19 protein-coding genes are annotated in these 23571 nt (G+C 56.4%); 5 read left to right on the plus strand and 14 right to left on the minus strand.

The genetic code is table 11. From position 1 onward, the window contains the following. The first annotated feature begins 13 nt into the window (after positions 1–13). From metE to RHM65_RS11630, 3 genes are all read left to right on the plus strand, one after another. Entirely contained in the window at positions 14–2329 is a 2316-nt protein-coding gene (gene metE, locus RHM65_RS11620; RefSeq protein ID WP_322185318.1) for a 5-methyltetrahydropteroyltriglutamate--homocysteine S-methyltransferase, read from the plus strand. A 145-nt stretch (positions 2330–2474) separates the two neighbouring features. Then, entirely contained in the window at positions 2475–3467 is a 993-nt protein-coding gene (locus tag RHM65_RS11625) for an alpha/beta hydrolase (protein WP_322185102.1), read from the plus strand. A 71-nt stretch (positions 3468–3538) separates the two neighbouring features. Further along, positions 3539–4195 (plus strand): DsbA family oxidoreductase, encoded by a 657-nt coding sequence (locus tag RHM65_RS11630; protein ID WP_322165836.1) that lies wholly within the window; start codon positions 3539–3541, stop codon positions 4193–4195. Positions 4196–4341: 146 nt separating this feature from the next. On the opposite strand, the gene RHM65_RS11635 is transcribed toward RHM65_RS11630, so the two are convergent. From RHM65_RS11635 to RHM65_RS11655, 5 genes are all read right to left on the minus strand, one after another. Next, a complete protein-coding gene (locus tag RHM65_RS11635) occupies positions 4342–5739 on the minus strand; it encodes a sigma-54 dependent transcriptional regulator (protein WP_322165835.1) in 1398 nt (465 codons plus the stop codon). Continuing rightward, complete coding sequence (locus RHM65_RS11640) at positions 5736–7487, minus strand: sensor histidine kinase (protein ID WP_322165834.1); 1752 nt, start codon at positions 7485–7487, stop codon at positions 5736–5738. The genes RHM65_RS11635 and RHM65_RS11640 overlap by 4 nt, the downstream gene beginning before the upstream one ends. A gap of 173 nt (positions 7488–7660) precedes the next feature. Beyond that, positions 7661–8536, minus strand: a complete 876-nt coding sequence (locus RHM65_RS11645; protein WP_322165833.1) for an alpha/beta hydrolase — start codon at positions 8534–8536, stop codon at positions 7661–7663. Continuing rightward, positions 8533–9927: an aspartate aminotransferase family protein gene (locus RHM65_RS11650; RefSeq protein ID WP_322165832.1), complete on the minus strand. Its 1395-nt coding sequence runs from the start codon at positions 9925–9927 to the stop codon at positions 8533–8535. Before RHM65_RS11650 ends, RHM65_RS11645 begins: the two co-directional genes overlap by 4 nt. After that, the gene (locus tag RHM65_RS11655) at positions 9920–10618 is read right to left on the minus strand and encodes an HAD-IB family phosphatase (RefSeq protein ID WP_322165831.1); all 699 of its coding nucleotides are present in this window, start codon (positions 10616–10618) and stop codon (positions 9920–9922) included. Before RHM65_RS11655 ends, RHM65_RS11650 begins: the two co-directional genes overlap by 8 nt. A gap of 243 nt (positions 10619–10861) precedes the next feature. Here RHM65_RS11655 and RHM65_RS11660 point away from each other — a divergent pair, with 243 nt between their 5' ends. Next, a complete protein-coding gene (locus tag RHM65_RS11660) occupies positions 10862–11662 on the plus strand; it encodes a MipA/OmpV family protein (protein ID WP_322185104.1) in 801 nt (266 codons plus the stop codon). A gap of 49 nt (positions 11663–11711) precedes the next feature. Here the strand turns inward: RHM65_RS11660 and RHM65_RS11665 are convergent, their stop codons facing one another. From RHM65_RS11665 to glpD, 9 genes are all read right to left on the minus strand, one after another. Further along, positions 11712–12104 (minus strand): EamA family transporter, encoded by a 393-nt coding sequence (locus tag RHM65_RS11665; RefSeq protein WP_322165829.1) that lies wholly within the window; start codon positions 12102–12104, stop codon positions 11712–11714. A gap of 7 nt (positions 12105–12111) precedes the next feature. Further along, a complete protein-coding gene (locus RHM65_RS11670; RefSeq protein WP_322165828.1) occupies positions 12112–12486 on the minus strand; it encodes an EamA family transporter in 375 nt (124 codons plus the stop codon). 459 nt (positions 12487–12945) lie between these two features. Continuing rightward, positions 12946–14271 carry a sigma-54 dependent transcriptional regulator gene (locus RHM65_RS11675; RefSeq protein ID WP_322165827.1) on the minus strand — a complete coding sequence of 442 codons (1326 nt, stop codon included), beginning with the start codon at positions 14269–14271 and terminating at the stop codon, positions 12946–12948. Positions 14272–14285: 14 nt separating this feature from the next. Further along, on the minus strand, positions 14286–16196 hold the full coding sequence (locus tag RHM65_RS11680; RefSeq protein ID WP_322165826.1) for a sensor histidine kinase: 1911 nt from the start codon (positions 16194–16196) through the stop codon (positions 14286–14288). 66 nt (positions 16197–16262) lie between these two features. Beyond that, positions 16263–16997, minus strand: a complete 735-nt coding sequence (locus tag RHM65_RS11685; protein ID WP_322165825.1) for an amino acid ABC transporter ATP-binding protein — start codon at positions 16995–16997, stop codon at positions 16263–16265. After that, positions 16994–17662 (minus strand): amino acid ABC transporter permease, encoded by a 669-nt coding sequence (locus RHM65_RS11690; RefSeq protein ID WP_322185320.1) that lies wholly within the window; start codon positions 17660–17662, stop codon positions 16994–16996. Before RHM65_RS11690 ends, RHM65_RS11685 begins: the two co-directional genes overlap by 4 nt. Further along, positions 17659–18405 (minus strand): amino acid ABC transporter permease, encoded by a 747-nt coding sequence (locus RHM65_RS11695; protein WP_322165824.1) that lies wholly within the window; start codon positions 18403–18405, stop codon positions 17659–17661. Before RHM65_RS11695 ends, RHM65_RS11690 begins: the two co-directional genes overlap by 4 nt. Positions 18406–18481: 76 nt before the next feature. Beyond that, a complete protein-coding gene (locus tag RHM65_RS11700; protein ID WP_322165823.1) occupies positions 18482–19396 on the minus strand; it encodes a glutamate/aspartate ABC transporter substrate-binding protein in 915 nt (304 codons plus the stop codon). A gap of 316 nt (positions 19397–19712) precedes the next feature. Next, positions 19713–21251: a glycerol-3-phosphate dehydrogenase gene (gene glpD / locus RHM65_RS11705; RefSeq protein WP_322165822.1), complete on the minus strand. Its 1539-nt coding sequence runs from the start codon at positions 21249–21251 to the stop codon at positions 19713–19715. A 473-nt stretch (positions 21252–21724) separates the two neighbouring features. Between glpD and RHM65_RS11710 the strand changes: the two genes are divergently transcribed. Next, positions 21725–23253, plus strand: a protein-coding gene (locus RHM65_RS11710) for an IS3 family transposase (protein WP_416194713.1) whose coding sequence is annotated in 2 segments (ribosomal slippage) — positions 21725–22166 and positions 22166–23253 — 1530 coding nt in all. Because the reading frame shifts where the segments join, the coding sequence is not laid out codon by codon here. The last annotated feature ends 318 nt before the right edge of the window (positions 23254–23571 follow it).

Raw genomic sequence — 23571 nt, forward strand, 5'->3', positions numbered from 1 at the left:
GGAGGACGTTGTCATGGCCTTGGCCCACACCCTTGGATTTCCGCGCATTGGCGCAGACCGTGAACTAAAAAAAGCCCTAGAGGCTTACTGGAAGGGCGACCTCGATGCTGAGGGTTTACGCTCGACCGGCCGCACGTTGCGCGCTGCTCACTGGCAGGTGCAGAAAGACGCCGGCATTGATCTGCTGCCGGTAGGAGATTTCGCCTGGTACGACCACGTGCTGACTCACTCGCTAATGTTGGGTGTTGTTGCGCAGCGCTTTAGCGCCACCACCAACGACCAGGGCTTGCCGACCCTCGACACCCTGTTCGCCATGGCTCGAGGCGCTTACGACAGTTGTTGCGGCAGCCACACCCACGGCCAAGCGCAATACGCGCAAGAGCTGACCAAGTGGTTCGATACCAACTACCACTATCTGGTGCCGGAATTTACCGCCGATCAGTGTTTCCAGTTGAGCTGGGAACAGCTGTTCGAAGAAGTCGAGGAGGCCAAAACCCTCGGTCATGACGTCAAACCAGTGCTGATTGGCCCATTGACCTACCTGTGGCTCGGCAAAGCCAAAGGCAACAGCTTCGACAAGCTGGATCTGCTCGAACGCTTGCTGCCGGTGTATGGCGAAATCCTCGGTCGTCTGGCGGCACAAGGCGTGGAATGGGTACAGATTGATGAACCTATTCTGACCCTAGATCTGCCCCAGGAATGGAAAAACGCTTTTGAGCGCGCTTATCACATGCTGCAGTTTTCGCCGTTGAAAAAGCTGGTGGCGACTTACTTTGGCGGCCTGGAAGACAACCTTGGACTGGCCGCGTCGCTGCCGGTTGATGGCCTGCACGTTGATCTGGTTCGCGCGCCGGAACAGCTTTCCAATGTGCTCAGTCGTGTGCCGCCTTACAAAATCCTGTCGCTGGGCGTGGTCAATGGGCGCAACGTCTGGCGCTGTGATCTGGACAAGGCATTGGAACAACTTCAAGAAGCGCAACTACGATTTGGCGACAACCTGTGGGTCGCCAGTTCGTGCTCGTTGCTGCACAGCCCGGTAAATCTTCAGCGCGAAGACCAGTTGGATGCCGAATTGAAAAGTTGGTTGGCGTTTGCGGTACAAAAATGCGAAGAAATCGCCGTGCTCAGCGTCGCGTTAAATCATCCAGACAAGCCCGCCATGCAGGATGTTTTGACTGGAAGTCGCGCCGTTCAGCTCAGGCGTCAGCAGTCACCGCGCATCCATAAGCCGGAGGTCCAAGCCCGATTGGCGGCGATTACCGAAGCTGACAGCCAACGCCAGTCGCCGTTCGTTGAACGCATCGAACGGCAGCGGGCGCGGTTGAATCTGCCGGCATTTGCGACCACCACTATTGGCTCATTCCCGCAAACCGCGTCGATCCGTTTGGCTCGGCAATCGTTCAAGCGCGGGTCGTTGTCGATCAGCGACTATACCGATGCCATGCACAGCGAAATTCGCCATGCGGTGCAGGTCCAAGAGCGTCTGGGGTTGGACGTGCTGGTCCACGGCGAGGCCGAGCGCAACGATATGGTCGAGTACTTCGCCGAGCAATTGGACGGGTACGCGTTCAGCGAGTTTGGTTGGGTACAAAGCTACGGTTCACGGTGTGTGAAACCAGCGGTGATTTTCGGTGACGTGAGCCGCCCACAGCCAATGACCGTTGAATGGACTCGCTACGCGCAAAGCCTGACCAACAAGGTCATGAAGGGCATGCTGACCGGCCCGGTGACCATGCTGATGTGGTCGTTCCCGCGTGAGGATGTGTCACGCAAAGTTCAGGCGCAGCAGTTGGCGTTAGCGATTCGCGACGAAGTGGCAGACCTCGAAAGAGCCGGGATCAAGATTGTGCAAATCGACGAAGCTGCTTTTCGTGAAGGTCTGCCCCTGCGTCGAGCACAGTGGCAGGAATATCTGGACTGGGCCGTTGAAGCTTTCGGCTTGTGCGCCTGCGGTGTGCGCGACGACACCCAGATCCACACCCACATGTGCTACAGCGAATTCAACGACGTGATCGAGGCCATTGCTGCCATGGACGCTGACGTGATTACCATCGAAACCTCGCGTTCGGACATGGAGCTGCTTCAGGCGTTTGAAGCGTTCGACTACCCGAATGATATTGGTCCTGGCGTCTACGACATCCATTCGCCCCAGGTACCGGACACGGCGCAGATGGTTAACCTGATGAGAAAAGCGGTGAAGCATATTCCCGCCGAGCGGCTGTGGGTAAACCCGGATTGCGGCTTGAAAACCCGTGCATGGCCGGAGACCGAAGCGGCGTTAATCAATATGGTCGCAGCGGCGCGGCAATTAAGAAGGGAATTGGCATGATCTAAAACCCTACGGAGAATTGGTATTTTGCTATCAACCTACCGTTCAGCCCCCTTCATCAAATTGTCACGTAACTGTGGCAGCGCGGGTTTGAAAACATCAGCACACTGCGCGGCTATTGGGGATGGCTGGCTTGGTGTTTTTCATGCGGGTGTTTATTTTTTGGGTCGCGCTGCTGTGCGGCCTGCCGACTTTTGCGGCGTCTCGGTGTGACGTAAACGTCCCCACTCAAATGGCTGACCTTAAAGAGGTTCACGTGGCTTACCAAAGCATCGGGCGCGATTCCGATCCGGCGTTGGTATTGGTCATGGGCCTGGGTGGACAACTGATTCACTGGCCTGACGAAGTCGTGGTCGCGCTCTGCCAGCAAGGTTTTCGGGTGATTCGCTACGATAACCGTGATGCCGGTTTGTCAACGTGGGTGCAGGCGCCTGCCAGCCCCAACCTGACCTTTGAAGTGCTGCGCTACAAACTCGGGCTGACGGTTTCTGCGCCGTATTCATTGACGGATATGGCCAACGACACCTTGGGGTTGATGGACGCGCTGCATGTTCGCCAATTCCATGTGCTGGGCGCGAGTATGGGCGGCATGATTGCTCAACACTTGGCCGATATGGCGCCTGATCGGGTCGAAAGCCTGACCCTGATCATGACCAGTTCCGGCGCGCCGGGCCTGCCCATGCCGACCCCGGCGTTGCTGCAATTACTGAGCCGTCGCAGTGCGCCCAACCGCGAAGTGGCCGTCGAACAGCAGGCTGATTTGCTGGCTGCGTTGGGCAGCCCGCAGGTGGTGGATGACCGCAAACTGCTGCTGCAACAGGCAGCAGTGTCCTACGACCGAGCGTTTAATCCGGACGGCGTGAAGCGGCAAATTCTGGCGATTCTGGCCGAGCCAAGCCGGGTTGAGTTGCTGGACCGTCTGCGAGTACCAACGCTGGTGGTGCATGGCACCGCCGATCCTTTACTGCCGGTGATGCATGGCATCCATGTCGCCGCGCATATCCAGGGCAGCCAGTTGCGCTTGATTCCCGGCTTGGCCCATCGTTTTCAAGAGGCGTTCAAGGCCCCGCTGCTAGGGGCAGTTTTGCCGTATTTGAGAGCGCATCGGCAGGACGGTAGCCATATTGCGCAGTTGTAGTCTGATGAAGGGCTAGGTATGAGGGTGTAAAGTGCAGACTTTCCCACTGCTAAAACGTGAGCGAGGGTCCCATGAGTACTGCCCTGAAAATCGATTTCGTCTCCGATGTTTCCTGCCCGTGGTGTGTGGTCGGCCTGCGGGCCCTGAACCAGGCGCTGGCGCAATTGGGTGATGAGGTCAAGGCTGAGATCCATTTCCAGCCGTTCGAACTTAATCCGAAGATGCCAGCCGAAGGCCAAGACCTCAACGAGCACATCTTCGAGAAATACGGCTCGACCCCTGAGCAATCAAAACAGAACCGCGAAATGATTCGTCAGCGAGGCGCCGAGCTAGGCTTCACGTTCTCCCAGGGCGACCGGCGCATCTACAACACCTTCGATGCGCACCGTCTGTTGCATTGGGCTGAGCTGGAAGGCAAGCAGCAGGCACTGAAAGAAGCGTTGTTCAGTGCGTACTTCACCGACCACGCCGATCCTTCAAATCACACTGTATTGGCAAATGTGGCTGAGCAGGTCGGGTTGGATCGTCAGCGGGCAGAGTCGATTTTGACCACCGGCGAATACAGCGCTCAAGTGCGTGAGCTGGAAAAGTTGTGGGTTGCCCGCGGTATCAGCTCGGTGCCAACCATTGTCTTCAACGATCGATATGCGGTGTCGGGAGGGCAGCCGGTGGAAGCTTTTTCCAGCGCTATTCGGCAGATCATCAGCGAGTCAGTAGCGGTCGAATAAACCTGCGCGGATAACGTTGTAGGAGCGCGATGGATCGCGAAGCGGTCCCAATGGGCTAACTCGTTGCAGCTGAAAAAATTGAGTCGCTGCTTTTACGGCGGCTTCGCAGCCGGTCGTGGGACCAGCGCGCTTCTCCAATGCTCAGCTCAACGAACAATCTTGTCCACATGGATCTCAAGCTTTTTCAGCCGATACCAAAAGCTGCGTTCCGAGATGCCGATCAACTGCGCGGCAGCGGCTTGGACGCCGTTGGTTTCTTGCAATGCGGCAAGGATGTAGGCTTTTTCTACGTCGGCCAGCGCCGCTTCCAGGTTCTCGGGAACGGCTACACCCTCTGCGAGCAGCCGACCGCCGCCGCTGACGATAGGCCGCGAGCCGAACAGGTAGGCGGGCAGGTCGTTCTCTTCGATGGTGTTACTCGACGCGACGATGGTGGCGCGTTCCACGCAATTCTGTAGCTCGCGAATATTGCCTGGCCACGGATAGTTGGCCATGGCCTGCAGCGCATCTGCGCTGAAACCGGTAATGCGTTTACCTGCCGTGGCGCCCAGCACATGGGCGAAATGCCGCGCCAGCGGGGCGATGTCTTCAGGCCGTTCGCGCAAAGCGGGCAACGGAATCGGAAAAACATTCAGGCGGTAATAAAGGTCTTCGCGAAATTCTTTGTTCGCCACTGCTTCCAACAGATTCTTGTTGGTCGCGGCAATTACCCGAACATCAACTTTGCGCTCACGGGAGTCGCCCACCGGCTCGATCACCCGTTCTTGCAGGGCGCGCAAAATCTTTGCTTGCAGCGCTAAGGGCATGTCGCCGACTTCATCCAAAAACAACGTGCCTTTGTCAGCCTGCATAAAGCGCCCGACCCTATCCGCCACTGCGCCGGTAAAAGCCCCTTTGCGATGACCGAACATTTCGCTTTCGAGCAAACCTTCCGGGATCGCTGCGCAGTTGACTGCGATAAAGGGTTTGCCGGCACGGTTGCCGTGCTTGTGAATCGCACGAGCAACCATCTCTTTGCCAGTGCCGCTTTCGCCGGTCAGCAGAATCGTCGCGTTGCTGTCACGCACGGAGTCCACCGCTTGCAGTACGAGACGAAAGGCCGGGCTTTCACCTACCAGACTGTCGATTTGCTGGTGTTGATCGAGTTCGGCACGCAGGCGTGTGTTGTCACGCAGGATGTCGCGAAACTGCAGCGCTTTGTTGACGGTGATGTCCAGTTCGTCGATGTCGAACGGTTTGCTGATGTAATCAAAAGCGCCATTGCGCATTGATTGCACGGCGTTTTTTACCGTGCTGTAGGCGGTCATGACGATGACTGGCAAGTCTGGGTAGCGAACTTTTATTTCCGCCAACAACTGCGGTCCGTCCATCCCAGGCATACGCCAATCGCTGATCACCAGATCAATTTCTTCGCGTTCGAGTACGGCCAGGGCATGCAGGCCATTGCCGGCGGTAAACACTTGAATCTCGCCTTGGCTCAGCGCCGACGCCAACAAATCACAGAGTTTGGGTTCATCGTCGACCACCAGTACGTTATGACTCATGCCAGGCCTCCGTCATGGGCGGGCAGGTAAAGATTGAATGTTGCTCCGGCCCCCACTTGACTGACGCACTCTACCCGGCCGTCATGGTTGTCCATAATCGAGTAAACCTTCGCCAAGCCCAATCCAGTACCGGAGGCCTTGGTGGTGACGAAAGGATTGAAAATACGCTCGATCATGTCGGATTCAACACCTTGGCCGCTGTCGGCAATGCTGATGATTGTAGTTTCCTGATCAGAGGAGAGGTCAATCGTCAGTGTCCCGCCGCCAGGCATGGCATCAATCGCATTAAGGACCAAGTTCAGACAGGCTTGAGTCAATTGTCGGGAGTCCGCATAAATCGTGGAGTTGGGGTCGTGTTCGATGATCTCTGCGTCGATATTATGGGTCGACAACTCCGGTGCGCAGAACCCCAGCAGGTCCTCCAGCAGTGGCTTGGCCAATTGTGTCGAGCGCATCGGCGGACTGGGTTTGGCGAAATCCAGAAACTCGGTAATTAGGTCGTTGATCCGAGTGACTTCGGAAATAACGTATTCCAGATGGCGCATGTCGGTTTCGGGCAGCGATGCGCGACGGTGCAGCAACTGGGTGGCCGTTTTGATGATGCCCAGTGGATTTCGGATTTCGTGCGCCAGGCCCATGGCCACTTCGCCCAGTGCATGCAGACGGTCGCGGCGGCGTAGCTGAGCTTCCAGATGCTGAAGCTCTTTCAGGCGTTCGGTCATGTGGTTGAAGGTCGCGCTCAGCTCAGCGATCGCATCGCTGCCAACCACTTCAACCCGCTGCCGATAGTCACCGGCCGTCACTGCTCGCACGCCTTCGGAGAGTTTGCGCAAAGGCCCGGTCAGGCGTCGGGAAATCAACCAGCCGACACTCAATGACAACACCGAGCCCAGCAACAGAATAGCCAGGAACAAGTTGGTCTGGTTGACCAGCCCGACCAGCGTCGTGTGGCGCAACAGGCCACTGAAAATGATGCCTTGTAGCTCGCCGTTGTCATTGAAAATAGGCGTATACAGGCCGGAGTAGGCGCTTGTGGATTGTTCGCTGGGCTCTTTGGTGTCACGTAGGATCTGTTCGATTCGGCGTGGGACGATAGCTGGGTGATTCATGAAGCGCTGGGTCGAGAAAATCTCGCTGAAACCTCCAGCGTCGTTCATGTACAGACGCAGGTCGAGGGAGTGCACGTCGGCCACGCTGGTGAGAAAACTGCTGTCCAGGTAGGTCCCGATCAGCAATTCATAATCGACGCCATCCTGAGTGGACTGATACGTCGAGACCACGACACCGGCGAATACGCTGCCGTTATGGATGGTTTGCAGCACCGCGTTAGGGGCGAGGCTGATCTGATCGATGATATTGTCGGAAACCGTGGAAAACACCACTTTGTGGTCTTTGCTGCGAATCAAGGCGACCACGTCGATGCCCATGGCATTGGCGAGATCGGAGGTTAATTTGTTGTGTCGAGGTGACGAGGGCGCGGAGGGGCGGGTGTTTTGCAGGAACAGTTGCGAAACCCTGGAGTTGTCGCGCTGGATTTCGCTGATTTCGTCCTGGACGATCCGGGTTGATTCTTGCAGCCAGATCCGAACGTTACTTTCAAAAATCTGCGACAGCGTGGTCGCTGCGAGTTCGGCAGCGATCATCGTCGGAATTACGCTGACCAGCCAGAACGCTAGTACCAGTTTGCGCTGCAAGGTCCAGCGCGATAGCGAAAAAGGTTGCTGGGAGGAACGGAATTCTTCGGTCATCGGTTATCGATCATCAACGTTCGCTTATCGGAGCAGCCATGCCAGGTTGTAATCGTTCCGAAGAACGGCGAGCGTTGCCAGCCTCGCCCCACTCATTCAGCGCCCCGTACAAGCAGCCATGGTAATGACTGCTGGGAAAACTGAAAGAAACATGGGCGATGAGCATGGTGGTATCAGGCTATTTGTCGCTGATCGTTTAAAGGGACCGTTGCAGTAGGCAATTGTTCTATCACGTGGTCAATGAAGTCCGCGCTCAATGTAATCACTTTTCGATATTGCAGGTCCACGGTGATCATGTGATAGCAGTTATCCAGCATCACTTTTGTGACAGGACCACCTAAATGTTTCTCGCAATAATCTGCGTTCCAGCGACTGGTGATGTCGTCTTCGATGGAATGCAAGATCAGTGCAGGCGCTTTGACTGAACGCATGCCTTTCTTGACCACGGCTACCAGACGATGCAGTTCGCGCACGTTAATGCCCGACATCGTCAACAACCCGGCATTGCTGCTTTCACCGGCTTTCATCTGACGTTCAACAATGGCGCGCAAGCGAGCGTCTTTGATGCCGTACGGCGAGGTTTCGTTAAAGCGGCACAAGTGCACGCCAAACGGAATGGCCATCAGCAACGGTGTCAATACCGCAGCTTTAGGCATGTTCCAGCCGTCATAGCGCAACGTGGTCGAGTACAGCATCAAACCGGCCACTTGCCCCGGATGTTCGGCCGCCATGTGCATGGACAATACAGCGCCCATGGACAACCCGCCGACAAACACCTGTTCGTGTCGTTGGCGAATGCCGACAAACGTTTTACGCGCGCTTTCGTACCAGTCTTTCCAGCCGGTGGCTTGCAGATCGGCGTTGTCACCGCAATGCCCGGCAAGCGTGGGCACGTAAACCGTGTACCCCCGCTTGGCTAGGCCTTGGGCCACCCGACGGAGTTCCGTCGGGGTGCCGGTCAGGCCGTGGATCAACAACACCGCGACCGGGCCACTGCCGAGAACGAAACTGGCGTTACCTTCGCCCATATCGATCTCTGGCAGGTTCACCGCTTCATTGCCCGATGCAGCAGCCGGTCGAGGAGGGCGATGCCCAAGTCGATTTCTGCGTAGCTGATTTCCAGCGACGGAGCCAGGGTGATAACGTTTTTGTAGTAGCCGCCCACGTCGAGAATCAGGCCAAGTTTCTTGCCGTCGATTTCGATGTCGCCCTTCATGCCTTCATCAACCATGAAGTCGAGGGTGGCTTTGTCTGGCGTGAAGCCGTCTGGACCACAGATTTCTGCACGCAGTGCCAAGCCCAGGCCATCGACGTCGCCGATGATCGGGTAGCGCTTTTGCAGGTCTTGCAGGCCAGCCAGGAAGTACTTGCCCTTTTCCATGACCATCGCGCCGTAATCGACTTCGGAGGTCATTTTGAACATTTCCAGACCTACCGCCGTACCCAGTGGGTTGGAGGCAAAGGTGGAGTGGGTCGATCCAGGTGGGAAGATCGTTGGGTTGATCAACTCTTCACGTGCCCAAATGCCGCCTAGTGGGTTGAGGCCGTTGGTCAATGCTTTACCGAAGACGATAACGTCTGGTTTGACGTCGAAGTGCTCGATGGACCACAGCTTGCCGGTGCGGTAGAAACCCATCTGGATTTCGTCGACAACCATCAAGATGCCGTGCTGATCCAGCACTTGTTTGAGTTCTTTGTAGAAGTTCATTGGCGGAATAACGTAACCGCCGGTGCCTTGAATGGGCTCGACGTAGAACGCTGCGTATTCGCACTGGTTGGTTTTAGGATCCCAGACGCCGTTGTACTCAGTTTCGAACAGGCGGGCGAACTGCTGAACGCAGTAGCTGCCATATTCTTCTTTGGTCATGCCTTTCGGGCCACGGAAGTGGTACGGGAAAGGAACGAACTGAGCGCGCTCGCCGAAATGGCCGTAGCGGCGACGGTAGCGATAGCTCGAGGTGATCGAGGATGCGCCCAGCGTACGGCCGTGGTAGCCGCCTTCGAAAGCAAACATCAGGCTTTTGCCGTTGCTCGCGTTACGCACTACTTTCAAGGAGTCTTCGATGGACTGCGAACCGCCGACGTTGAAGTGAACGCGACCGTCCATGCCGAATTTCTTCTTGGCATCGACCGCGATCATTTCCGACAGCTCGATTTTGCCGCGGTGCAGGTATTGGCTGGCAATCTGCGGCATCGAATCGATCTGTGCCTTGAGGGCATTGTTCAAGCGTGGGTTGGCGTAACCGAAGTTAACGGCCGAGTACCACATTTGTAGATCGAGGTAAGCCTGGTCGCTGGTGTCGTAAACGTACGAACCTTCACAGCGGTTGAAGATCCGTGGTGGATCGATGTAGTGAACGGTGTCGCCGAAAGAGCAATATTTCGCTTCCTTTTCCAGAAGAATCTGGTCTTCGGGGGTAGCGATACGGATATCAGACATGGTGGAAGAGTTCCTGCTGTTCAAGAGGGAGGCTGTGTGCGCGGGCCGGTTCGCTGTGAGGCAAGCGGGCGAGCAGGGCCGGTAAATCGGCGAACGTATCGAAGCGGGCATATGGGATGCCATTGCGTTCGCAATGTTCAGCCAAGCGATCCTTGGCAAATACGAAGTCAGCGGTCCCGGCGACGCACATATCGGATTGACCGTCGCCGATCACCAATATGCGTTTGCCAGAAGGCGCGGATTTGCATTTGCAGTTGCCGGATGCAGCACGGCAGGCGTCGCTGGAATATGGAAATTCTATGCGCCAGCTATCAGGACCGACCTGACGCAAGCGGTTGGCAATGATCGGCAGCAGCGGCGCATTGTTACGCGACAAAATGCGAGCGATGCCCTGTTCAATGCCGTCACTCACGATGTCCAGCGTGGCGCCGAGGCCCGTCACCAGCTCAACGAAATCGGGAAACGCCGGGTCAATGCCGACGGTGTCGAAATAACCCAGAAGCTCGTTCGGCGTGGCTTTAACCATTGCCAATTGACGGCTCAGACATTCTCGCGAACCGATCTTGCCGGACAGCCATTCGTCTTCGATGGCTTCCCAGCTTCGATCAGCGAAACGTTCCAGGATGTTATCTATCGCGTCAGTCTGGGTGACGGTCCCATCGAAATCACACACGATATGCCAATGCATCATCTGCAGGTGCCTACTTAAAAGTGAGAGCGCTCTTTGCGCTTGCACTGAGGTAGAGCATAGACTGTGCCAATACGAATAATAGTCGCCCAAGGCCCAATGTTGAGAGGGGCAGCGACAGAGAGGGTAAATGCATCGGGTGGGCAAGCTACAATTTTTGTAGCTTGCTACAAACAACATAAGTGCTTGCGTGTCAGATCCGTGCAGGGATTGACTCACGTAGGCTCAATTAGTTCGAGAAAGTTCATGCCCTTAGTTCCCTTCAATCGCCGCGTTCGCTCGGTCCTTACCGGCTTTGCAGTGTTCGCCTGCGCTATCAGCTTCAGTGCGCAGGGCTATGCCCAAGCCATTACTGGCGATCTAGGCGCGGGGATCGGCTATAAGCCCAGTGATCCAACTGGCGTCCGTTATGACGTCGATTTTTTTCCTTACATGGATCTGGATTGGGGCGATGTGGGGTTGAGTTCCGATGACGGCCTGAACTGGAAGGCCTTCAAATATAAGGGCTGGAGCGTTGGCCCGTTCGCCAATTACGTACCCGGTCGTACCTCTGAGGGTTCGTTGCGCGGTTTGCGTGATGTATCCGGTATGGGTGAGTTCGGTGGCTTTGTGCAGTACAGCCCTGCTGATTTCTGGCGGGTGTTCGCGCAAATGGGTCGCGCGGTTGGCGGCAGCGATGGCCAGGGTGGCGTGCTCGGTCGGGTCGGTGGCGAGCTAGGTTATCCGTTGGGTCTGGGGGTCATTGGCGACACCGAAGTGGTAGCCCATTACGCAGACGGTCGCCAAGCACAGACATTTTTCGGCGTAAGTGCTCAAGAAGCCCAGGCTTCAGGTATTCAGGCCTACAACGCCAGCGGCGGTCTGCAGAAAGTTGCGCTAACTCAAAGTCTGCAAATTCCGCTGGCTGACGGCTGGTCGTTATTGACCAGCGCTACATGGACTCACTTGACCAACTCAGCGGCCGACAGCTCTATCGTCAGAGAGAAGGGCGATGACAACCAAACTGAAGTCAACGTCGCCGTGGCTTATCACTTTAAAGGGCTTTAGATCCGCGACTACTGAAGGAGCCAACACGTTGGCTCCTTGGATCTAGCGATCACGCCTCTTGTTTTCCGTCCGCCAGCAACACGATGCCGCCGATGATCACGCACACGCCTAGCCAATGCAGAGCGCTGATGCTTTCGCCCAGGCCCAGCCAAGAACCCAGCAGCACCACCACAAACACCAGCGAGCTCAGCGGAAAAGCCAATGACAACTTGCTGCTGCGCAAAATCAGCATCCAGGTCAGAAAAGAGCCGATGTAGCAGAAAATCGCCACCATCACCGCGACGCTGGTCACGGCTGCCAGCAACCAGTTCACGCCAAATGGGATGGAGGCGAGGCCGTCGCCACCCACTTTCAACGACAGCTGTGCGCCGCTTTCGAACGCGATCAGCAGTACCCAAAGCATCACGCTGGCCCCGCGGCCTTCAATCCAATTGTTTGTCATAACGACCTCATGCTCCCGTGCCGCAAACCAGCATGACGCCGGCAGTGATGACCAGTGTGCCCAACCAGCGCCGACGGCTGACGGTCTCACCCAGCACCAGCCGACCGCCGAGTACCACGCCGCAGTAACTCAGGCTGATGGCTGGAAATACCAAGCTGAGCGGCGCCAGTGACAGCACTTCCAACCAGGCAACGAACAGCACCGCATAGCAACTAACACCGCACCACAAGAGCGGGGCCCCGGCGATCTGTCGCCAGAAAGTACTCAGCCGAAAGCCACCGACGTGTTCCGGTAAACGATCGAGGCCGAGCTTGAAAGCAATTTGGCCAATGACATCGAGAGCGATGCACAGCGCGATTAGCAGCATCACGGAAGGGGTCAAGGGTGCGGCTCCAAGAAGTTGGCCCGAGGTAATGCAAGGGGTGGGCCACAGTTGAATTGCAAAACTGGCTGCGCAGCAGTCGTAAAATCAGCAACTCGATTCTTTCAGTTGAAACCGAAGGCAGCCAATTGCGACCGCCACGTGTTCGACACTGCGCCGTAGCGCAGCAAACTGGGTAGCACTTTGTGTGGTTCGAGGTTGCAGGGTGTCAAGAAGGAAGCCTTCCCGAATAAATTCGGTCCCACAGTTTTTGGCGCTGCACAGATCTTTGTAGGAGCTGCCGAAGGCTGCGATTAGTCCGAAGGACTTTCGCCAACAAGAGTATCTACAGAACGCAAGAACGACCAAAAAGTTGGCTGCTATAGATAGTCGCCCCCCCGCAGCAACTTCAGCACCCACAAATACAGTTTAACTACTTAAATTCAATGAGATATGCGGTGTTTGATAACGGCTGGGCAATCAACCCAGCCCGTATTTTTTCACTTTATCGAACAGGGTGGTCTTGGCCATGCCCAGTTCTTGGCTGGCCTGGCTAAGGTTGCCACCGCTGCGTTGCAAGGCGTCGGTCAACAGGTTTTTTTCGAAGGTTTCGACCGCTTCAGCGAAGTCCAGGCTGCTGCTGGCAGTGTTGGTGCCCGACTTTTTGAACGCCGGTAGACCCAGCGCGTAACGCTCGGCGACGTTGCGCAGCTCCCTGACGTTGCCCGGCCATTCATGGGTCATAAGGGTCGACAGCGTCTGGCGGTCCAATTCCGGTGTTTCGCGATCGAAGCGTAACGACGATACCTGCAAGAAGTGCTCGAACAATTGCAGGATGTCTTCTCGTCGCTCACGTAAGGGCGGGAGTTCCAGTGTCACCACATTTAGCCGGTAGTATAGGTCGCTGCGAAACTGACTGGCTTTGCTTAATTCATCCAGGTCGGATTTGGTCGCGGCGATGACCCGGCAATCCACCGCCAGGCTTTGATTCGAGCCCAGCCGCTCCAGAGTTCGTTCCTGCAATACCCGCAGCAGTTTGATTTGCAGGTTCAGCGGCATGCTTTCCACTTCATCGAGAAACAACGTGCCGTTGTGCGCGTGCTCGATCTTGCCGATCCGTCGTTTGCCGGCGCCAGTAAACGCGTTGGCCTCGTGGCCAAAAATTTCGCTTTCGAACAGGCTCTCTGGCAGACCGCCGCAATTGAGTGCGACGAACTGCTGGGTATGGCGACGACTGAAATCATGCAGGCAGCGGGCAACCAATTCCTTACCGGTGCCGGTTTCACCTTCGATCAGCACGTTGGCCGAGGTGTCGGCGACATTGGCGATCAATGCCCGCAAATTCTGCATGGCGGGGGAGCGTCCGATGATCCGCCCCTCCAACAAGCTGCGTCCGGCCAGTTGTCGGCGCAGCGACCACACTTCACGCGCCAGACCACGCTGCTCCAACGCACGTCGCGCCACTTCAACCAAGCGTTCAGGGGAAAAGGGTTTTTCCATGAAATCGTAAGCGCCATCGCGCATCGCATTGACGGCCATTGAAATGTCGCCGTGCCCGGTGATGAGCACCACCGGCAGGCTCGGGTCCCGGGCCTTGAGCCGGGTCAATAACTCCAAGCCGTCGATGCCGGGCAAGCGAATATCGCTAATGACAATACCGGCAAAATTGTCGCCGATTCGGGCCAGCGCTTCCTCGGCACTGCCGACACCTTCGCTGCGGATGTCTTCCAGCGCCAACGCTTGCTGGCAACCCAGCAGCACGTGCGGGTCATCTTCGACAATCAGAACGGTCAGCTCGCTGTTCATGCTTCCAGGCTCATTCATATCAATTGGGCTCCACGAGGCTTGGGAACAGTAAGCAGCGGCAGGCTGAGGACAAAGGTCGTGCCGCCGCTGAGTGGATGCTCCGCGCTGAGAGTGCCACCTGCCGCAGCGGCAAGACTGGCGGAAAGGGTCAATCCAAGCCCTAGACCGTGATCGCCCGGCTTGGTGGTAAAGAACGGTTCGAACAAATGCTTGCGTGCTTCGGAGTCGATGCCGTGGCCGTTGTCCCGCACGAACAGGCGGTAACGGCCGTCGGCCATTTCGCCTTCCAGCCACAACTCAGGCTGCGGTTTGCCGTGCATGGCGTCCAACGCGTTACCCATCAGGTTGACCAGGATTTGTTCTAGACGCGTCTGATCGATCTTCAGCGCCACGTTGTCGTAATGCTCATGCAGCTGCAGATGGAAATTTTCCAACCGGCCACCGAGTATTTGCAGTGCGGCGGCGACTGCCAAGCCCAAAGAGGCTTGGCCCTGATCATCACCGCGTCGAGCGAAGGCGCGCAGGCTGGCGGTTATTCGGCCCATGCGATCTACCAGATCGTTGATGGTCCGCAAATTAGTGCTGGCCGTGTCCAGAGCCCCGCGCTCAATGAACCGAACAGTGTTGCCGGACAAGGTGCGCAGGGCGGCCAACGGTTGGTTGAGTTCATGGGCGATGCTGGTGGACATCTGGCCGATGGCCGCCAGTTTGCCGGCCTGGACCAGTTCATCCTGAGCTCGGCGCAAGGTGTCTTCCGCTTGGCGTCGCTCCCGAATCTGACTTTTCAGACGTTCGTTACTGGCGCGCAAATCCGCCGTGCGTTCGGCGATCTTGCGTTCAAGTTCGTCATTGGCGGCTTGCAGCGCTTCGCGGGCAGCAAGCCGGGTGGCGATGACTTTGCGCCGCTCGTTCCATGCAATCAGCAAAAACGCCACCAGCGCACAGGCCACCGCCACCAACATCCCTTGGCGTGCGGCTTCGCTTTGCAACTCTTCCAGCGGCGTCAGCAAGGTCAAGTGCCAAGGCGTGTCGGCCAGTTGAGTAGTCTGTGCCAGGTAACTGACCTGGGTGTGCTCGTGATCGACGCTGCTGTTGGCAGGGAAGGTCAGTTTCTCCGTCCCTTCGGTCAGCGGCTCCCGGGCCAATGGCACCAGTTCGTTGAGCGGCCACCAGTAATATTGCAGGCTGCGGGCAAGGCGCTCTTTGATTTCAGGCGTCAGCGGGCGAACCGACTTGAGCCTGCGCGCCGGATCGCTCGACAGGATAATGATGCCGTTCTCGTCGGTGACATAGGCCTCCAGGCGCGCGCGCTGCCAGCGTTCTTCCAGTGCTTCGAGGCGAACCTTGATCACTGCCACTCCGATGATTTTGCCTTGCTCTTCCAACCCGTGGGCCAGGTAATAACCTGGCTCGCCAGTGGTAGTGCCGATTCCGTAAAAACGCCCCGGCAGACCGCGCACGGCATCCTGAAAATAAGCACGGAACGACAGGTCTTCCCCCAGATAGCTGTCGGCGTCGCGCCAGTTGCTGGTGGCGAGTACTCGGCCGGTGGTGTCGAGCACGTAAATCGCCCGACTGCGGCTGCGGCGATTTAGCCCTTCGAGGTAGTCATTGACGTTCTGGCGGAGTTCCGGCGTCGGGTCATTGAGCAGGCGTGAAACGCTGGACTCGAGTTCGAGCACGCTCGGCAAGTAGGTGTAGCGGTTGATTTCGCTTTCGACCGTGCGGGCGTGAAGCTCCAGCTGACGCTGGCCATTTTCACTCAGGGCTTTTACGCCATTGCGCTCACTGACCAGATAGCTGACGTAGCCCAGCGCGACCATCAGCAGCATGATCAGCGGGGGAATGAACAGATGGCGTATCAGGCGGGGTTTCACGGCAAGTGATGGCGGGGGCGCGCGATAGGATTCGGGGTCGCATTTCATCACAGTCGTCCGGGACCGACCAGCGTCCGTGCCGCAATCAGTGCGGGCACGGACAGCCGGGATTGCTTAGTGCTGCAGAATCTTGGCGAGGAATTGCTGGGCACGCTCGGAGCGAGCGGTCACATCCCCAAAGAATTCTTCTTTTTCACAATCTTCGACAATTGACCCTTGGTCCATGAAGATTACTCGGTTAGCCACTTTACGGGCGAAGCCCATTTCGTGGGTTACGCACATCATGGTCATCCCTTCTTGGGCCAATTGCACCATGACGTCGAGCACTTCGTTGACCATTTCCGGGTCAAGCGCCGAGGTGGGTTCGTCGAACAGCATCACTACCGGATCCATGGCCAACGCACGGGCAATCGCCACGCGCTGTTGTTGGCCGCCAGACAGTTGTCCCGGATGCTTATTGGCGTGGGCCGACAGACCGACCCGTTCCAACAGTTTCAGGCCTTTATCGGTGGCTTCTTCTTTGCTGCGGCCGAGGACTTTAATCTGGGCGATGGTCAGGTTTTCAACGATGGACAGGTGCGGGAACAGCTCGAAATGCTGGAACACCATGCCGACCCGAGAACGCAGTTTTGGCAGGTTGGTCTTTGGGTCGGCGATGGAGGTGCCGTCGACAATCACGTCACCTTTCTGGAACGGTTCCAGCGCGTTCACGCACTTGATCAGCGTCGATTTGCCAGAGCCCGAAGGACCGCAAACCACCACTACTTCACCTTTTTTGACTTCGGTGCTGCAATTGGTGAGCACCTGAAAGTCGCCATACCACTTGTTGATATTTTTGATGGAAATCATACGGCGAACCTTTTTTGCAGACGCTTCACCAGCTGCGAGGCGGCAAAGCTGATCACGAAATACACCAGACCGGCGAAGATCAGGAACTCATTGGAGCGGCCAATGATGTCGCCACTGGAGCGTGAGGCGTTCAGGAAATCGACCAAGCCAACGGTGTAAACCAGCGAGGTGTCCTGAAACAAGATGATGCTCTGCTGCAACAGCAGCGGGGTCATCTTGCGAAACGCCTGAGGCAGGATGATCAAACGCATCATTTGCCCGTAGTTCATGCCTAGCGCCTGGGCTGCACCCATTTGTCCCTTGGGAATGGCTTGAACCCCGGCCCGAACGATTTCGCAGAAGTACGCGGCCTCGAACATCATGAAAGCGATTAAGCATGAGGTGAACGCGCCGATGGGGGTGTCTTGGCCGGTGATCCAGCGCAGCACGAACGGCACGGCCAGATAAAACCAAGTGATCACCAACAGCAGCGGGATCGAGCGAAAGTAGTTTACGTAAGCGCCGGCGAATCGCGCCGCCAGTTTGCTTGACGATAACCGCATCAGCGCCAGAATCGTGCCCAGCGCAACACCACCAATAACCCCCAGCACCATCAGCTGCAGGGTCATGATCATGCCGTTCCACATGCCAGGCAGCGCGGGAATAATTCCACTGAAATCCATTATTTACCCCCCAAAGAGATCAGTCCGGGCACCGCGACTTTCTTCTCGATCAGGCGCATCAGCAGCATCAGGCTCATGTTCAGGGTGAAGTAGATCAAGGTTGCCAAGGTGAACGCTTCGAACAAGTTGGCCGAGAACTCGGCGGTCTGCTTGGTCTGCGCGAGCAGCTCCATCAGGCCGATCAACGAAGCCACAGACGAGTTTTTGAACACGTTCAGGAATTCAGAGGTCAGCGGCGGAATGATGATGCGGTAAGCCTGGGGCAGCAGCACATTCCAGTAGATCTGTGGCAGCTTGAAACCCATGGCCCTGGCAGCGGACTCCTGGCCACGGGGCAACGCTTGAATGCCGGTGCGCACTTGTTCGCAAACCCGTGCAGCAGTGAACAGACCCAAACACACCACGACGCTCAGAAAAGCCGAGGTCGTTGGGTTCAAGTCCTGCTTGTACCATTCCTGCAGATTGGCAGGCAGCAGATCCGGCACCAGGAAGTACCAGATAAACAGCTGCACCAGCAGCGGAACGTTGCGGAAAATTTCCACGTAAACCGTGGCAATGCCCGATACCCAACGGTTCGGCACAGTTCGCATGACGCCGAGCACAGAGCCCAGCAACAGCGCGATTATCCAGGCGACGACGGCAATTGCGATGGTCCAACCCAGGCCGGTCAGGTACCAGTCCAGGTAGATCTCGTTGCCGATGCCGGTGGACTTGAGGAATACGCCCCAGTCCCAGTTGTAATTCATTCAGGTTTCCCCTCCTTTCGAACGATTCAAAACCCGAGCGCGCGTTGGCGCCCTCGGGTATTGGATGAGCCGGTGCTTAGATTTTTACGTCTGGAGCTGGCTTGTCGGTAGGGGTGGCGATCAGCGCTTTGAGTTGGTCGCTCATCGGGAACATCAGGTTCAAGCCCTTAGGCGGGATCGGCTGAGTGAACCACTTGTTGTAAATGGTGTTGATTTCGCCAGAAGCGAAGGTGGCCTTAATGGCGTCATCCACGGCTTTCTTGAACGGGGCGTCTTCTTTGCGGACCATGCAGCCGTAGATTTCGTATGATTGCGGCACACCGGTCACCGCCCAATCAGCGGGCGTCCGGGCTTTGGCCATTTCACCGGCGAGCAGGGCGTCATCCATCATGAACGCGACAGCACGACCGGATTCCAGCATCTGGAACGATTCGCCGTGGTCTTTAGCGGAGATCACATTCATGCCCATCTGCTTGTCAGCGTTCATTGCTTTGAGGATGCGCTCGGACGTGGTGCCCGCAGTGGTCACGACGTTCTTGCCTTTAAGGTCAGCGAAGTCCTTATAGACGGAGTCTTTTTTCGACAACAGGCGCGTGCCGATTTCGAAAATCCCGACCGAGAAGTCGACCTGTTGCCCGCGTTCAGCGTTGTTGGTAGTGGAACCACATTCAACGTCCACCGTGCCGTTCTGCACCAGCGGGATACGGGTTTGCGACGTGACCAGGTTGTACTTGACCTTCAGGTCCGGCATGTCCAGGTCTTTCTTGATGGCTTCAACGATTTTCAGTTGGATATCGTGGGAGTAGCCAACCGGAACGCCGGAAGCATCCGCCAAATATGAAAAAGGAATCGAGCTATCACGGTGTCCGAGGGTGATGGTGCCGGACTCTTTGATTTTCTTCAGTGTGCCTGTGAGTTCGGCAGCGAAAACTGGAGTGCTAATCAGAGCGGCAGCGATTGCTGCGCCCAAAAGATGGGGAACGATGCGCATCAGTGAATCCTCGACTTTGTTTTTTTTGTGGGACCGACAGGGGCGGTCCGCTTACAGAGCGAATGCTCTAACGGCGGCCCAATCAGGGGCGCGCTGCGATCAATGCATTCAACGAAAGGTGTAGAGCATGACTCGTGCCACATGTAGGTCGTGGGTTATCTATATGATTTATAAGGGTATATTTTGTTTTTGTGCGCGAGAGGGTTGAGCTGGTGTCCGGTAAACCGAACCAACGGTTGTTGGGTGTTCGGAAAACCGAATGGTTTGAGGAGGGGTTAGCCCAGCCTCCCCGTTGCGGGAAGGCTGTCAGGTATATTTACGCCGCTTCAATACTGGTTTTATGGCGCGCGACGGTATTGAGATAGGTTTGCACGCGCTGCTGTTCTTCTGGCGTAGTGAACAGGCCCAACTTGCTGCGGCGCCAAAGGATGTCTTGCGCGCTCAAGGCCCACTCCTCGCTGCATAGGTAGTCAACCTCGCGGGTATACAGCCCACCTCCGAGGTGTTCGCCCATGTTGGCAAGCGTTTGCACACCTTCGACCAAGCGCCAGCTGCGGGTGCCGTAGGTGCGAGCCCAGCGACGGGCGACTTCGGTGGGCAGCCAGTCAAAGCGCGTTCTTAATTCGTTAGTCAGCGCTTGGAGTGAACCCATGTCTTCACCCCCTGGCAGGCTGGCAGTGGCCGTCCATTTGGGTTTCATCTGCGGGAAGAACGGTGCAAGTTCCGCCAGGGCCGACTCGGCCAGCTTGCGGTAGGTGGTCAACTTGCCGCCAAACACCGAGAGAATCGGTGCCTCTTCCTTACTGCCCGACAGCGACAGGGTGTAGTCACGTGTGATCGCTGACGGGTTGTCAGACTCGTCGTTACACAGCGGACGAACACCGGAGTAGGTGCGCAGGATATCGCTGCGGCTCAGCTGCTTTTTGAAGTGCTCATTGACCACATTAAGCAGGTAATCGATCTCCCCCTCGGTGATGGACACCGCGCTTGGATCGCCTTGGTATTCGCGGTCAGTGGTGCCAATGATCGTAAAGCGTTCCAAGTACGGAATCGCGAAAACGATACGCTGATCTTCGTTTTGCAGGATGAACGCGTTTTCGCCGTCGTACAGGCGGGGCACGATCAAATGGCTGCCCTGAATCAGGCGAATGCCGTACGGCGACGTAAGTTTCAAGTCGTCGCGAATGAACTTGGCAACCCAGGGCCCTGCCGCGTTAACCAGCGCTTTGGCTTGAATTGAAAACAGACTGCCATCGGCCCGCTGCATATTCAGGAGCCACAGACCTTTGCTGCGACGGGCATTGATACAACGGGTTTGCGTATGAACATGCGCGCCGTTTTCCCGGGCGGCCATGGCGTTGAGCACCACAAGCCGCGCGTCATCGACCCAGCAGTCAGAGTATTCAAAGCCCCGGGTGATGCTGGCGTTGAGCGGACTGTCGGCGCCAAAACGCAGGCTGCGCGAGGCTGGCAGCTTTTCCCGCTTACCCAAGTGATCATACAGAAACAGCCCGGCACGGATCATCCACGCCGGGCGCAAGTGCGGACGATGTGGCAGCACGAAGCGCATCGGCTTGACGATGTGCGGGGCTTTAGCCAACAACACTTCACGCTCGGCGAGGGATTCGCGCACCAGGCGGAATTCGTAATGCTCAAGGTAGCGCAGGCCCCCGTGGATCAGCTTGCTGCTGGCCGAGGAGGTATGGCTGGCCAAGTCATCTTTTTCGCAAAGGAACACTGACAAACCGCGACCGGCTGCGTCTGCCGCAATCCCGACACCATTGATCCCACCACCAATCACGGCGATGTCGTAAGCCTCGGAAGGCGGTAGCACGGGCAAGGAAGAGTTGGGCATCTGGCGGCCTCTTTGTTCTAGAGTTTAAAACGTGGCTGAACGGCGAATCCGAACACTTATGTTCAATTTCGAAAATCATAGCGCAATAAACACAGGACGGCCAGTCGACATCTATTGAAAATATCGATCAAGGAGTGGGGTAAAGGAACAAAATCGAACATTTTGGAAGCGAGGGATTGGGCGTTGTCACTCCTCTGTAGGAGCCAACGTGTTGGCGAAGGACATTGCGCGGTGTGTCAAGCAAACCACATCAAGCCTTTTCGTCAACACGTTGGCTCTTATCAAACTACTTTTTAATCTTTTAAAAGCAATGGGTTGGCGCTGAGTTTTGTGTGTACATCCGGCATTTGTGGGGGCTGAAATTATGGTTTCGCTTTTACAGCGAGGAACCTTTTTCAAACGCCCTCCGTGTCAGGCTACCTGTCGCCCCTGTTGATTGACTCTTTCATTCAAGGGGGCGAAGGTGAATATCAATGTCCAAGCGTTATGACGAAGACTTCAAAGACTGGGTTGTTCTGCAAATGATGCCACCGCTCAATCGTTCTGTTGCAGAGCTTGCGGGCACGCTCAATCTCCTTCCGAAGTCGCTACGAGCATGGAGACAAATGGCTAGAGATAAAGGTTCGATTGTTCCCGGGAACGGGAAGACCAGCTACCAATGGTCCAGCGCTGATAAGTTTAACGCGGTCATGGAAACTGCACCGTTGAGCGAGGTGGAGATCTCTCAATACTGTCGAATTAAAGGCATCTACCCTGAACAAATCCAGGAATGGAGGGTGATGTGCCAAAACGCCAATACGGTGGTAGACCTGGACCCCAATGGGGTCAAAAGCGCCGAACAACGACGTATCAAGGTACTTGAGCGTAAATTGCTCAAGTCCGATGCCGGACTTGCGGAGGCAGTGGCGTTGCTGGAACTCAGAAAAAAAGCCAATGCGATTTGGGGCGAGGACAAGGAAGAATGATCAACGCCTCTGATCGCATGCACGCGATGAAACTGATAGCAGAAGCGGTAATAGGAGGCTCCCGGCGGTTTAGGGCCTGTAACGAGTTAGGGCTAAGCCTGCGCACCGTTCAACGCTGGAAACACGCTGACTGTGATGGACGATCGTTAACTCAAAGGGCGCCTCCGTCGAACAAGCTTAGTGAGGTCGAGCGTCAGGCGGTACTTGATGCCGCCAATAAGGACGGCTACGCCAGCCTTACCCCGCATCAAATTGTTCCCAAGCTCGCAGACGAGGGTATCTACCTTGCATCGGAGTCGACGTTTTACCGCGTATTGAAAGCCGCTAATCAAAACGTGCGACGTGGCCGTGCCAAAGCCCCCAAACGTCGCGTACTGACGACGCATCGCGCTGACGGACCTAACCAGGTCTGGTGTTGGGATATCACTTGGCTGCCGAGTACGGTTAGAGGTCGTTTCTTCTACTGGTACATGGTCAAAGACGTTTACAGCCGAAAGCTGGTCGCTAATGAAGTGCATGATGTGGAGAGCTCTGAGCACGCGTGTGAATTGCTCAGAAAGGGATGCTTACGTGAGCACACGGCAGGTAATCCGCTGGTTCTGCACTCGGATAACGGCTGCATCATGAGAGGCACGTTATTACGCGAAAGCATGGTTGCACTAGGTGTTGAGCCGTCCTTTAGCAGGCCTCGTGTTAGCAACGATAACGCTTATGCTGAAGCGCTTTTTCGTACTGCGAAGTACTGTCCGCTCTGGCCAGACCAGCAGTTTGATAACCTCAACGAGGCAAGGCTTTGGGTGCAACAGTTCGTCGAGTGGTACAACGAGGATCATCGCCACAGCGCCCTGAAGTACGTGACGCCTAACGAGCGTCACGACGGCAAATCAACAGCATTGCTACAGGCTAGAGAAATACTTTATGAAAATGCCAAAGCAGAGAATCCAAGCCGCTGGAGTACTCGTACACGTAACTGGAAGCTCTCTGACGAGGTGTACTTAAACCCAGAGCGGCCTGATGTTAGAGCGGCAAGGGCCTAACATCAGAGGTACCAAGGCGACAGGTACCTTGACGCGCGCCGAACGCCAAAAAGGTCCCGTCAAAAGGGCTTGCCCCACCATGCGGGCCCTCGCTTAGGCTCGGTCTTCCCTCACTCCGGCGTTGCTCCGGGGGTCGCCGTGAGCGGCCGTCCCTGGCCGCGCACGGCTTACTCGGCATCCTTGCCTCGTCACCCCCTGCGCAACACCTGCGTTCGGCCGCATGGTTTCACGGGGCCTCTTTCCGTAATTTGATATTCAATTCACGGGCGATCTACAGGCGGGCGACCATATGTAGGAGCCAATTGTTGGCGAAGGTCC

Source organism: Pseudomonas sp. CCI4.2, from assembly GCF_034350045.1.
Classification (GTDB): Bacteria; Pseudomonadota; Gammaproteobacteria; order Pseudomonadales; family Pseudomonadaceae; genus Aquipseudomonas.

Excerpts from the sequence above, each read along its gene's own strand:
- metE (WP_322185318.1), top strand. The coding sequence starts at position 14 with ATGGCCTTGGCCCACACCCTTGGATTTCCGCGCATTGGCGCAGACCGT.
- RHM65_RS11625 (WP_322185102.1), top strand. The coding sequence starts at position 2,475 with ATGCGGGTGTTTATTTTTTGGGTCGCGCTGCTGTGCGGCCTGCCGACT.
- RHM65_RS11630 (WP_322165836.1), top strand. The coding sequence starts at position 3,539 with ATGAGTACTGCCCTGAAAATCGATTTCGTCTCCGATGTTTCCTGCCCG.
- RHM65_RS11635 (WP_322165835.1), bottom strand. The coding sequence starts at position 5,739 with ATGAGTCATAACGTACTGGTGGTCGACGATGAACCCAAACTCTGTGAT.
- RHM65_RS11640 (WP_322165834.1), bottom strand. The coding sequence starts at position 7,487 with ATGACCGAAGAATTCCGTTCCTCCCAGCAACCTTTTTCGCTATCGCGC.
- RHM65_RS11650 (WP_322165832.1), bottom strand. The coding sequence starts at position 9,927 with ATGTCTGATATCCGTATCGCTACCCCCGAAGACCAGATTCTTCTGGAA.
- RHM65_RS11655 (WP_322165831.1), bottom strand. The coding sequence starts at position 10,618 with ATGATGCATTGGCATATCGTGTGTGATTTCGATGGGACCGTCACCCAG.
- RHM65_RS11660 (WP_322185104.1), top strand. The coding sequence starts at position 10,862 with ATGCCCTTAGTTCCCTTCAATCGCCGCGTTCGCTCGGTCCTTACCGGC.
- RHM65_RS11665 (WP_322165829.1), bottom strand. The coding sequence starts at position 12,104 with ATGACAAACAATTGGATTGAAGGCCGCGGGGCCAGCGTGATGCTTTGG.
- RHM65_RS11675 (WP_322165827.1), bottom strand. The coding sequence starts at position 14,271 with ATGAACAGCGAGCTGACCGTTCTGATTGTCGAAGATGACCCGCACGTG.
- RHM65_RS11680 (WP_322165826.1), bottom strand. The coding sequence starts at position 16,196 with ATGAAATGCGACCCCGAATCCTATCGCGCGCCCCCGCCATCACTTGCC.
- RHM65_RS11685 (WP_322165825.1), bottom strand. The coding sequence starts at position 16,997 with ATGATTTCCATCAAAAATATCAACAAGTGGTATGGCGACTTTCAGGTG.
- RHM65_RS11695 (WP_322165824.1), bottom strand. The coding sequence starts at position 18,405 with ATGAATTACAACTGGGACTGGGGCGTATTCCTCAAGTCCACCGGCATC.
- RHM65_RS11700 (WP_322165823.1), bottom strand. The coding sequence starts at position 19,396 with ATGCGCATCGTTCCCCATCTTTTGGGCGCAGCAATCGCTGCCGCTCTG.
- glpD (WP_322165822.1), bottom strand. The coding sequence starts at position 21,251 with ATGCCCAACTCTTCCTTGCCCGTGCTACCGCCTTCCGAGGCTTACGAC.